Here is a 12732-nt window from a genome sequence, read left to right as displayed (position 1 = left end):
TTCGGAAGAATAAACGGGAGAGCTTTGCAAAGTGTACTGCGCTCGCCCTTAATAGTTTACTGAAAGTTTATACTTGTTTATAATGCAACAAGTATAAACCTAGTATATGCAGAAGGTGAGAAGTGTAGTTTTATGGCTTTTTATACTTTGCAGCCAGTTTCCGGCGCTGGCTCAGGAGAGTACTATGCTTAAAAATGCGGTAACGCTCAAATTTTTTGGGCTTTCCGGGCACATCAGGCAAGTAAGAAACCCATCCCTGTTCCCTAACCGGCTGGATGATAACGGAATTTTTGTGCTGAACCTGGGCGGGATTGTAGGCTATGAGCGCTTTGTATGGCGCGATAGGCTGAGCATCCGGGTGGAGCAGGGACTGTATGCTGACTGTGCCGCCGAGTTTGCAGGGTTTACACACCTGGGCTGGCGCGGAGTAATCTGGCAGAGTGGTCGGCATTCTGTAAACGGTGGGTTTGGCCCTACACTAGTATACCGCCAAGACTGGAACAAAATGCAGGATTACGAGGACGACGGCTATTTTAGTAGAAGTGGCGGCTGGCAATATAAGTTTTACTGGTATGGCGGAGAGTTTGAGTATAATTATATGCTTAAGCAAAACACAGAGTTATCGGTAAACATGGTGCCGGGGCTGCCAGAGTTAATATCGGTAGGCGTGGGCATCAGGAAGCATTTTTAAACGTGTAAGCAGCCACAAAAAACGAAAGCCGGATAAGTCCGGCTTTTATCATCTGTGCTTTGTGTTTATACTTCCTAGTCCTCATACTCCTGCCAGAAACCATCGTAGTGGCGTGGCTGGCGGCGTTGCGGGTAAGGCATAGTAGGGTCCTCGTGCCATCTATCTTCAACACGCTGGTTGCTTGGGGCAAAGTGCACGTCGCGCTGGCGCCAAATGGGCTCATGTGGCTGTTGCTGATTCATGGGGTGATAATGCTGCTGCGGGTGGTGCTGATATCGCTGCGGGTGCTGATGCCGGCGCTGGCCTTCAGGTAGCCAATCTTCCTCTCTATGGTATCTGCCTTCTTCCTCGAAGCGGTCAGTATTACGTGGCTGCCAATCGGAGTGGTCTCTGGTAAGTCGTGGGGCGGGCTCGCCCCATCTGCTCCCAAAGTCATTAAAGTTCTCCGGGTGTTGATGGTGCTTGTGGTGCTGCTCTTCACGGCGATGGCGCTGGTGCTCCCAATGGTGCGGGTGCCTAGGGTCGTGCTCTTCGTTATGCATAGTTAATTTCTTAGATAAATAATTCTTTCCGGATTGATCTAATCTCTAAATAATGTACGGCTTGATAATCAGGAGGTTCCTTTTAAGATACGCATAAAAATGTGAAATAGCAAAGCCGGCTATCAGGCCGGCTTTACTATTTCACTAACTAAAACTTAATCTACTACCAATTCTACTTAATCTAAAGTTTATACGTTTTAGCGTCGGTCCTTGTTAATATTATCATAGTAATTATCCTTGCCGGAGTCGCCTTCGTCAGCCCAGCGTGGCCCACCCTCATAGCCTCTGTCAAAGTTACGGTTGCGATACTGTTCCGATCCGTAGCGCTCTCGGGAGTCTGAACGGCTTGCCTGCGACTGATGGTGGGGCGGGTTATAGCCTGGATCATCGGAGTGCCAGATATCGTTCCAGGTATCCTTTACGCGTTCCATAAAACCGCGATGGTCTCGTGGATGCGGGGCTGTGGCGTCGCTGTCGGGTGTGTAGCGGCCTTCTGTGTACCAGTTGTGGGAGCCACTGCCATACCTAAAGTCATCTTCCTTGTAGCGGCTACGGCTGCCTGGGCCTTCGCGCCATTGGTCGTTCTGATAGCCGTGCACATCGGAGCGGTTGCCTTGCAACGAGCCGCCTGGTGTGTGCGGGCGCCGCATGCTATGTTCCTGGCTGTGCTGGTAGTTACTGCCGCGGTCGCCGTGGTCGATGCGGCTGCGCTCGTTGCGGTAAGAGCTCATTGCCTCGGAGCCGTAATGGTCGTTTAGGTGAGCGTTTCGGTCTTGGGCATAGGTGCTGCGGCGGTCGTGCTGGTAATTCTCGCCGTAGCGTTGCTCTGGCTTGTCTTGGGCACCGCGTGGGCTTGGCCCTGTGTGGAAGTAGTTGCCTTCGCCCCACTGTCTGTCGTCCTGGCCACGGTATCCGTAGCGTTGCTGGCCCTGCGGGCTGTTAGGTTGGTGCTCTTTGTTATATAAATCGCGGCCAATTTGCTGGTTGTTTCGATTTTCTCTGCTTCTATTTTCTGGGTTATTTTCCATAACGCTGTTTCTGTCTTATTTGGTGTTCTACATTTCGGTACCTGCGCAATGGCGGGCATTAAATTGTACGGTATTAGTAAAGCTATAGTTGAAATACAGCACCTTGCAGAAATAAAAAGGCACCTCTAGAGAGGTGCCTTGCGTTTGGGTTGTGTAGGCGTTTAAAAGAACTCGTGCAAAATTTCGCGTACATCGGCTTCAGCCAGCGGCTTGGAGTAATGCCTGCGCACGTCCGGGAAGTGCTTCAGCTTTTCCAGGTCATAGAAGCTGGCAGAGGATGTGAGCATGAGCAGCACTATCTCACGCTTCTGCGCATCGGCATACTGCTGGTACTCTTCCAGAAACTCAAAGCCATCCATTACCGACATTTTGATATCCACAAAGATAAGGTCAGGGCGTGGGTAGCCATCCACGCTGGCAAACGACTTGTTCAAATAGTCAATGGCTTCTTCGCCATTCATCACGACACGTATGTCCGGAGCGACCTCCAGGCGGTTAAGTAAACGATGATTCAGGTAGTTTGTGGTGTCATCATCATCGATAAGCAGTATGGTATTGAGCCTTCTCATGTTCTATATCAGTGTTATTTCTTCAGTTTAAAGTATAGGTAAAAGGTAGTACCCTCGTTTACGGAGCTTTCGATGTTGATATAGCCGCCGTGGTTGCTTAAGAGCCTGTTTACAATGTATAATCCTAGTCCTGAGCCTTTTACGTGGCTATGGAATCGCTTAAACATCTGGAATAGCTTGCTCTCGTGTTTATTCATGTCGATGCCCAGTCCATTGTCCTGTACTTTCAGTTCTATGTAATCAGCCTTAAGGGCAGATGTAACACTAATTTCCGGCATACGGTCCGGGGAGCGATACTTTAAGGCATTGCTCACCAAATTATAAAGTATACTCTTTAGGCTGGAGCGTGTAAACGGCACTTTATCTACAGCAGAGAAGTCAACTGAGACTTTGGCCCCCATACTATCGATCTGATCTTGTACGCTTGTCAGCACATCCTTTATTGTTTCGTTAAGGTCTATGTCATCCAGTTTATGGTCTTTCGTGCGCTGTATACGCACTACCTCACTTAGGTCGTAAATGGTGTTGTGCAGCTGCTTTAGAGACTTGTTGAACATTTCGATTAGCTTCGGGGCGTCCGGGTCGTTGAACGTTGCATCATTCATCAACTCGTCAAAGATGCCGGACATGTTAATGATCGGCAGTTTCAGGTCATGAGAGGCTGTGTATACAAAGCTGTCCAGGTCCTGGTTGATGCGTTCTAGTTCAATGTTCTTTTCCACCAGCTCCTCCTCCGCGCGCTTGTGATCCTCAATGTCAGTGCAGGTGCCGAACCATTTGATTATATTCCCCTGCTCATCGCGCATCGGCATGCCCTGGCCCAGAAACCAGCGGTAAGTGTCATTATACCCATTCTTGATGCGGTATTCTATTTCATAGTACTCACCGGTGCGGAGAGAATACTGGAAGCGTTCAATGGCTCGCTTTTGGTCATCCGGGTGCAGCACAGTGTTCCAAGCATCACCTAAGCTATTTTCAAGCTTCATGCCCGTGTACTCGTACCAGCGTTTGTTAAAATAGTCCGTATATCCGTCCGGGCGCGTGGTCCAAACCAGCTGCGGGATAGACTCGGCCAGGAACCGGAACTGCTTCTCGGATTCCTCTACTTTCTCGCGAAGTAACTTTTGCTCATGTATGTAGGTGGCTGTTCCGAACCATTTAACTATCTCCCCTTCGGCATTGCGGTGAGGGAGGGCACGTGCCAGAAACCAGCGGTAGTCCTCGGTGTTGATGTCGCGCAGGCGCAGCTCTCGCTCGTACTTCTCGCCGGTGCGCATGGAGTGTAGCCAGTCGTTTACGGTGGGTTGTTGGTCGTCGGGGTGCAGCGATGGTCCCCAGCCAAAACCCAGCGTCTCTTCCTGCGTCATTTTGGTGTAGTCGTACCACTGTTGGTTAAAGTAGTCCACATGTCCGTCAGGGTTTCCGCTCCACACAATATGAGGGATAGACTCCGCTAACATCATAAACTTACTGTTGCTGTCCTCCAGCTTCAGCATCATCTGCTTCTGCTCTTCAATGTCGGTATGTGAGCCGACCCACATGGTAATGTTGCCAGCACTATCGTAGATCGGCAGCGCGCGAGCCAAAAACCAGCGGTATTCGCCGCTTTTGCTAAGCCAGCGGTTTTCAAGGTGAAAGGGAGAGGCCTCTTTCAGGGATTTCAACCATACTTTTTTCGTTATCTCCCAATCATCCGGGTGGATAAAGTGCTCCCATCCCCAGTTTTTGAGCTCATCAAAGCTAGCAGCTGTATAGTCGTACCAGCGAGAGCTGTAATAATCTACGTTGCCTTCAGGAGTTGCTGTCCAAGTCATCAAAGGCAATGATTCCAGAACATCTTGGGTGCGGGCCATGGATGCCTGAAGCTTTAGGGCGGTTTCGCGTTGCTCCGTTATGTCCACCATGGCACCAACCATGCGCACCGATTCGCCTTTCTCGTTCCGGATAACGTAGCCCTTGTCAAGCACTAGTTTATAGGCGCCGTTTTGGCAGCGAAAGCGGTATTCTGCCTGCCACACGCTGCCGTGATCTATCGTATGATGTATAGTGTCGCTGACGGTACCTATGTCATCAGGGTGAATGCGGTTCGTCCATGATTCAGGTCCTGGCTCCTGCAGCAGAACCGCATCATCGTATCCAAACAAAGTCTTGAAACCTTCGTTCCACCACACGGTTTGGTTTACCAGGTCCCAATCCCATATTACGTCGTTTGTGGCCATGGCTACACGCTCGAAGCGTTCATTGCTCTCCTTTACCTCATGTGCGTGTTTTTTCTGGTTGGTTATATCCACTATTGACCCCAGCATGCGCAGGGGCTTTTGTTGTGGGTCATAGAAAATATAGCCATGGTCGAACACATCTGCGTAAGTTCCATCAGCTCGGCGGTAGCGGTACTCGCCAGTCCATGATTTCTGCCCGTTCAAGAGCGCGTTGTTCAGGCTGTTGCGCAGCTGCGGGAAGTCATCAGGGTGCACTTGCTCGTCCCAAACATCCAGGGTTGTAATCAGGTCACTGTCGGTATAACCGAAAATCTCTTTATAGCTATCACTCCAGACCAGCTTGTTGGCGGGCACATCGCATTCCCATACTACAACGCCAGCCACTTTCGACATGATCAGCAGGTTGTCTTGGGTGGAGGCGAACTCACGCTCTGCAAACACTTTCTTGGTAATGTCGCGCACTTCTTGCAGAATGTAGGTTAGTTTGCCTTCAGCGTCAAACATCGGCGTATTGGTTGCCTCCCAGTATGCTTCCTGCCCTGCCAATACATCCAGGCGAAGTTGCTCCAATGTGGTGGTGTCTTTCTCGGTTACGCTTTTCACCAGGGCTATCTCTATCTCGCCTAAAGCAGAAGAGTTAGCCGGGAACGAGGTGCTGGAAAAGGCATCCATAAAATACTTGCCTATAATCTCATGCTCATCGGCGTTAATGGCTCTCAGGTAACTTTTGGTAGCCGCCTGTATTCGTAAATCGGGTGATAAAAGCAGGTACAAACCTGGCAGTGACTCAAATAGCGCCACAAAGTCTGCTGCAGAAGTATAAGAAGGTGCTTTTTCCATGATAAAAATACGGATATGCCTAGTGGCTTGCTTTTTTCGCCAGAAGCTTGCCTTTACGTAAAGGTAGTATATCAGGCTTAAAAATAGACCTGTTTATTAACTCACTCAGTAAAATATGCGTGATACTACAATACCTAAGTGCGATAAAATTGTTTACTTATAAGTGCAGATTTATCCGGTAGAGCTTAGAGCGTGTTAGTTACTCTTGTCCTTTCGGCATACTACCAATTCTGTTATCTCGATGGCTGAGATAAGGATGCCTTCAGTTTCCTGGTTCTGGTCAAGTATAGGCTGGTACTGCAGGTTAAAGTATGCCTCTTCTGGTTTGCCGGTGTGATGCCTATCGAACGGTATCTTAAGCTGCTCTATAGTAACCGAGTCTTGTTGATGGTATACTTGCTCCAGGATCTCCAGAAAGCTATGCTCATGCAGTTCTGGCCATATCTCGCGGGCGGGCCGGCCAACATAATGGCGGTTACCATACATGCGGTACACGCCAGGCGTAATGTAGCGGCAGATATGCTCGGGGCCGGTAAGCAGGCAAAGGTGGGCCGGTGACAGGTTAAGTATACTTTCCAGTTGACGGTCTTTCACCTGCACTTGCACCAGCGCGTTTTTTTGATCCTCAATGTCTGTGAAAGCTCCAATCCAGGACTTTACTTTTCCCTGATCATCAAGCATTGGTACGCCCCGTTCCATAAACCAGCGGTACTCCCCGGTTAGGTAGTTTTTAATGCGGTACTCCATCTCGTACAGGTCGCCGGTTCGGACGCAGTCATGCCATGCGGTGAGAACGCTGGCAGAATCTTCGGGGTGGATCACGTTGACCCAGCCATTAAGCTGCCCTCTAGGCATGCCCGTAAAATTAAACCAGTTCTCGTTGAAATAAACAATGCGTCCCTGGGCATCCGCTAACCAGGCCATTTGGGGCAGCACCTCCAGTAGATGCCAGAAGCGCTCGTCGCTTTCCCGCAGGCTTTCTTCGGACTGCTTGCTATGAGTAAGGTCTATGATGGAGCCAATCGTGCGGATTGGGGTACCTTTGGCATCATAAACAATGTAGCCCTGGTCCAGCACAGGAATATATGTGCCATCGGCCTTTCTGAACCGGTACTCGCCCGTCCATATTTTACTGCCGGAAGAGGTTGCCATAGTAATGCTTTGCTGGACGGCGTTAAAATCCTTGGGGTGTACGCGTTTATCCCAGCCTTCGCCTTTGTTTCCAATCTCTTCAGGGGTGTAGCCTAGTATCTGCTGCAGGTTTTTGCCCCAGCTCATGTGGTCATTCAGAATGTCATACTCCCACGAAACGGCACTTAGAGCACCGGTAAGCATTTGCAGGCGTTCTTGGTTATGGGCCTTTTCACGCTGCGACAGGATTTGCGCGGTGATATCACGGGCTTCGTGAAGGATATAGAGCAAGTTGCCTGCCCTATCTAGAATAGGCTTGTTGCGCGGGCTCCAGTAGCGCTCCTCAAAACCACCTTGTTGGGTTGGGCTCGGGATATCATACCGCAGCACGTCCATTATATGCTCCTGCTTATGTTCCAGTACATAGCGCAAAGAGTATTCAAAGTTTTGGGCGGAGTCCAGGTCAGGGGTGGCAGGATTATTTGGGAAAACCTCGAAAAAGTAGCGCCCAATAATATCCTCGCGGGTGGCAAGCGTGGTATGCAGGTAAGTATCCGTTGCGTCTAGTATAACCAGGTCTGGTGCCATGACAAGGTATAAGCCGGGCAGCGCATGAAAGATGGAGCCTGTAAAATTGTCGTTTGTTTCTAGCATGCTAATCTGTTGTGGAGTAGCCTATGGGTTTATACGTAGTAAGGTAGGGAAAACTACGTGGCTCTGCAAGGGTGCCTCCAGAAGTATACCTATACTTTGTAAGAGGTGCAAGCATAATGTCTAGCTAACGAATGAAGGATGCGAGAATACGTGGCAATTTCATGCCTGGGATATTAGTTGTTGCTTCTGCCATTAAAGACGCTTCGGTGGTGCATGTCCGTCATGGTGCCGAGCCAGTAAATAACCTCTCCGGCATTATTGCGGATTGGTACAGTTTGGGCAAAGAACCACTGGTAAGAACCGTCTAGCTGGCACTTAACACGGCACTCTATCTGGTAAAACCCTGAGTGCTGGGCCTCTTTCCAGGCTGTTATCACCAACGGGCAATCATCGGGGTGTACCATATTTAGCCACCCCTCGGTTTGGCCATGGAGCATGCCAGTGTATGTATACCAGTTCTTATTGAAATGTAGGATTTTGCCTTTGGGATCTGCGGTCCAAGCCATCTGTGGCAAAGCCTCTATCAGCTTCAGGAAACGGTCGTTACTGTCGCTAAGGGCTTGTTCGGCTTTCTTGCTTGCCGAAATATCAATCATGGAACTCAACATCTTGCTTCCGTTGCCATGCCTGTCATGCATAATGTACCCTTGGTCTAGGAAATGCGCATAGTGGCCGGATGCCTTCTTAAAGCGATATTGCGCGGTCCATACCTTGCCTTTCATGGCTTCTGTTAGGCCGGTTACAACGCGTGGCAAATCACCAGGGTGGATGCGCGCCGTCCAGGATTCCAACTGCGTGCCAATTTCCTCAGGAGTATAGCCAAGAATGTTTCTGAGGCCTTTGCCCCATCTGATGGTCTTGGTTTCTAGGTTATACTCACGGTTTACAGCGTTTACAGCCTGTGCTAGCGCAGTTAGGTGCTCTGTAATGTGTTGTTCCCGCTGCTGGAGCTGCATTAGCTCAGTAATGTCACTGGTTTCGTGCAGAATGTAGCAAATATCGTTTTTGTCATCAAGAATCGGGGTGTTGGAAGAGCGCCAGTAACGTTGCAGAAACCGGTTCTTATGTGATATGTGGTCTACAATATCATATTGGATGACAGACATGGTTTGCACTTGCTTGCTTTCCAGAACAAGTTCTAGAGAGCGTTTCAGCTCACTTTCTGAATCTACACCGGGGTTCTCTGGATTGTTTGGGAAAACATCAAAGATATACTGGCCAATGATCTGGTTACGGGTCAGAAGAGCGGCCCGCAAATACGCGTCTGTCGTATCTACCACGTAAAAATCCGGAGTCATGAGTAAGTATAAACCTGGTAGTGCATGAAAAAGAACGTCAAATGCAGGTGGCGCTATTTGGTTAGACTTATTCATTTTAAGAAGAATGTAACTGGATTTGGTATGGCTATGATGGCAATGATAGTATAAGGTACGAATAAAGAAGAGTATTTTCCAGGTCTTTATAAGTATATTTATAAGAATAAAGTGCCGGATACACAACTAACTGTATATCCGGCACTTTTGCCTGGCTTGCCAGGTAGGCGGCAAGTATAACTAAATTGCACTAAGTCTATACCGATGCAGCTTCTTTCAAACCAAAGTCCTCGAAAACCTCTTTCGCATCGGCCAGGTTTCGGATGTCCTCCACAATCACGATCAGTTTCTTCTTAGCCTCCTTTAGGCGCGAGCGGCGTGGGTGCTGCTGCACGTACTTAAGTATATTGCCAAACGTATCGGACTGGAAATACTTGTCGTTGTCCTCGCTTGGCAGGTAGCCTTTCATCACCTCTTTTTTGATGGTGAGCTTCTCGAAGCCGAGTTGCTGGGCCTGCCAGCGCAGCTTCACGATCTCGACCAACTGCTGCACCTGCTCGGGCAACGGACCGAAGCGGTCTACTATACTTGCGCGCAGCTTCTCTAACTCCTGCATGTCTTTAGTGCTGTCGAGTTTGCTGTACAGGTTCAGGCGCTCCGAAATGTTGCCAACGTAGCTATCCGGAATCAGTACTTCCATGTCAGTTTCGATAGAGCACTCGCGGACCGGTTCAATAAACTGCTCCAGGTTATCAGCCATAAACAGCTCGCGGAACTCGGTCTCTTTCAGCTCTTTTATGGCATCGTCCAGCACCTGATGGTACATCTCGAAGCCCAGGTCGGTGATGAAGCCGCTTTGCTCGCCGCCCAGCAGGTTGCCGGCGCCGCGTATATCCAGGTCGCGCATGGCAATCTTAAAGCCCTCGCCCAGGTCAGAGAACTCCTCCAGGGTGCTCAGGCGCTTGCGGGCATCCGATGGTAGGCCCGATACAGGTGGCGTGAGCAGGTAGCAATAGGCTTTCTTGTTGGATCGGCCCACGCGGCCACGCATCTGGTGCAGGTCCGAGAGGCCAAACATGTGCGCCCTGTTGATGATGATGGTGTTGGCGTTCTCAATATCCAAACCCGACTCAATGATGTTGGTACTCACCAGTACGTCATATTCGCCGTTCACAAATTTCATCATGCGCTTCTCCAATTTCTCGGCATCCATCTGGCCATGAGCATAGGCAACTTTACAGTCAGGCACGTGGCGCAGGATCATGGCGGCGATTTCCTCGATGTCTTTTATGCGGTTGTGCACAAAGAAAACCTGACCGCCGCGCTTCATCTCATGCACAATCGCATCCCGGATCAGCGTCTCGTCGAACACATGCAGCTCTGTTTTCACGGGCTGGCGGTTTGGGGGCGGTGTGGCAATTACGCTCAGGTCGCGGGCACCCATCAGCGAGAAGTGCAGCGTGCGCGGAATTGGCGTGGCCGTAAGCGTGAGCGTATCCACGTTTACTTTCATCTCCTTGAGCTTGTCCTTGGTTTTCACGCCAAATTTCTGCTCCTCGTCTATAATCATCAGGCCCAGGTCCTTAAACTTCACATCCTTGCTCACGATGCGGTGCGTGCCTATCAGGATATCCACTTTCCCCTCGGCCACACGTTTTAGCGTGTCCTTGGTGTCCTTAGTGGTTTTAAAGCGGTTCACGTAATCAACGGTTACCGGAAACTGCTCCAGCCTATCGCGGAAGGTACGGAAATGCTGCATGGCAAGTATGGTGGTGGGCACAAGTATGGCAACCTGTTTTCCGTCGCAGGCGGCTTTAAAGGCAGCACGTATAGCAATCTCGGTTTTGCCGAAGCCCACGTCGCCGCATACCAGCCTGTCCATCGGGTGGGGCTGCTCCATGTCGGCTTTCACGTCCTCGGTGGCCTTGCCCTGGTCTGGAGTGTCTTCATAGATAAACGACGACTCCAGCTCAGCCTGCAGAAAGCCATCTTTGGTGTAAGCATACCCGGGCGCGGCCTTGCGTTTGGCGTATAGACTGATCAGTTCATGGGCAATGTCCTTTACCTTGCTCTTTACTTTCTTCTTCTTGTTCTCCCACTCCGGCGAGCCCAGTTTGCTCATACTTGGTGGGCCGCCCTCTTTGCCGCTATACTTCGATATTTTGTGCAGCGCATGTATACTTACATACAGCAGGTCGTCGTCGCGGTACACCAGGCGTATGGCCTCCTGCAATCGGCCACCCACTTCTACCTTTTCCAGGCCGGCAAAACGCCCGATGCCATAATCCACGTGCGTTACGTAATCGCCGGGTTGCAGCGAGCGTAGCTCTTTCAGCGTCATGGCCTTGGACTTGGAGTGGCCCTCTTTGGCTTTGTGCTGATAAAAACGGTCGAACAGCTGGTGGTCGGTGTAGCAGGTTATTTTTAGTGTCTGGTCGATGAAGCCCTCGCGCAGCGAAACCGGCAAATGCTGGAAGCGCACGTCGTGGTCCAGCTCATCAAAGATCATGGTGAGGCGGTTGATCTGGCGCGGCGAGTCGGTGGCGATCACGTTCACGAAACCGGCGCCCTGCTGCTCGTGCAGGTCTTTTACCAGGCGCTTAAAGTCTTTGTTGAACGATGGCTGCGGCTTGGCCTGCAGCGGCAATACCTCGGTGTTTTTGAAATGGAAACGCTTGCCGATCTCCACCACCGTGTAGTTTTCCAGTAGCTTCTTAAACTGTTTCTGCGTCTGGAACAGCTGTTCGGGGTCCGACACGATCTGGGTGCCGCCGCTGGTTTCCATCAGCTTCTCGAAGTTGTGCGATGCCTTGTCGAAGTACTCATCAATCACATCCAAAGTAAGGCGCACATCCTTAAACCAAAGCGTGGTGTTTTTAGGCAGAAAGTCGAGGAAGGCCTCGCGTGTTTCCTGGAGCAGCTTTGTTTGCACGTTCGGGATAATCGAGATCGCCTTCTTGGTTTCTACCGACAGTTGCGTGTCGGGGTCGAAGGTGCGTATACTTTCTATCTCATCCCCGAAGAGCTCGATGCGGTAGGGCAGGTCGTTGGCGTACGAGTATACATCCACAATGCCACCGCGCACGGCATACTGGCCGGCCTCGTACACAAACTCGGTGCGCTCAAAACCATACTCCGCCAGCATCTCGCTCAGGAAAGCCGTGTCCAGTTTTTCGCCTATTTTGGCGCCCAGCGTATTCTCTACCAGGGATTTCTTGTTGATCACCTTTTCGGTCAGCGCCTCCGGGTAGGTCACGATCAGCTCGCCTTTGCCTGTTTTCTGGTTGAGGCGGTTAAGCACCTCGGCCCGCATGAGTATGTTTGCGTTCTCGGTATCGTCGAAGCTGTAGGGGCGCTTGTAGGAGGTCGGGAAAAGCAATATCTCCTTTTCCTCGCCAAGCAGGTTTTTGAGATCGGTATAGAAATAGGCGGCCTCCTCTTTGTCGTGCATCACGAAGAGCTGGTGCCCATAGTTTAAGGTATACACCGCCGAGGCCAGCACCGCGTCGAGGCTGCCTGCCAGGCCTTTAATCTGAAGGCGATAGGGTTCATCTGCTTTCAGGCGCTCGGCAATGGTCTGCACCACGCTGTCGAGGCGGTATAGCTCTAAGAAGTCTTTTACTTTCAAAGGTAAATTGGTTTAAAACGCAAGATCGTGTAAACACCAATAGCAGGAAATAAGGCCACGCGCTGCAAGAGCCCGGGCTTATACCTGCTTTCTATCTACACAAAGATAATGTTTTAA

At 50.5% G+C, this 12732-nt stretch carries 8 protein-coding genes; 1 reads left to right on the top strand and 7 read right to left on the bottom strand.

What is annotated here, in order from left to right; genetic code table 11:
* The first annotated feature begins 106 nt into the window (after positions 1-106).
* Positions 107-691 (top strand): hypothetical protein, encoded by a 585-nt coding sequence (locus D1627_RS09560; RefSeq protein ID WP_119432032.1) that lies wholly within the window; start codon positions 107-109, stop codon positions 689-691.
* Positions 692-765: 74 nt separating this feature from the next.
* Here the strand turns inward: D1627_RS09560 and D1627_RS09555 are convergent, their stop codons facing one another.
* From D1627_RS09555 to mfd, 7 genes are all read right to left on the bottom strand, one after another.
* Positions 766-1233: a hypothetical protein gene (locus D1627_RS09555; protein WP_119432031.1), complete on the bottom strand. Its 468-nt coding sequence runs from the start codon at positions 1231-1233 to the stop codon at positions 766-768.
* Between the two features lie 197 nt (positions 1234-1430).
* Positions 1431-2261 (bottom strand): hypothetical protein, encoded by an 831-nt coding sequence (locus tag D1627_RS09550; RefSeq protein WP_119432030.1) that lies wholly within the window; start codon positions 2259-2261, stop codon positions 1431-1433.
* Positions 2262-2422: 161 nt separating this feature from the next.
* Positions 2423-2830, bottom strand: coding sequence for a response regulator (locus tag D1627_RS09545; RefSeq protein ID WP_119432029.1), 408 nt, complete (start codon positions 2828-2830; stop codon positions 2423-2425).
* A 14-nt stretch (positions 2831-2844) separates the two neighbouring features.
* Positions 2845-5889 (bottom strand): PAS domain-containing protein, encoded by a 3045-nt coding sequence (locus D1627_RS09540; protein ID WP_119432028.1) that lies wholly within the window; start codon positions 5887-5889, stop codon positions 2845-2847.
* 195 nt (positions 5890-6084) lie between these two features.
* The gene (locus D1627_RS09535) at positions 6085-7674 is read right to left on the bottom strand and encodes a PAS domain-containing protein (RefSeq protein ID WP_119432027.1); all 1590 of its coding nucleotides are present in this window, start codon (positions 7672-7674) and stop codon (positions 6085-6087) included.
* Positions 7675-7847: 173 nt separating this feature from the next.
* Positions 7848-9047, bottom strand: a complete 1200-nt coding sequence (locus D1627_RS09530; RefSeq protein ID WP_119432026.1) for a PAS domain-containing protein — start codon at positions 9045-9047, stop codon at positions 7848-7850.
* A gap of 196 nt (positions 9048-9243) precedes the next feature.
* Entirely contained in the window at positions 9244-12615 is a 3372-nt protein-coding gene (gene mfd / locus D1627_RS09525) for a transcription-repair coupling factor (protein WP_119432025.1), read from the bottom strand.
* Positions 12616-12732: the final 117 nt, after the last annotated feature.

It is taken from the genome of Pontibacter oryzae, from assembly GCF_003576375.1.
GTDB lineage: Bacteria > Bacteroidota > Bacteroidia > Cytophagales > Hymenobacteraceae > Pontibacter > Pontibacter oryzae.
This window is presented reverse-complemented; position numbering and strand designations above follow the sequence as displayed.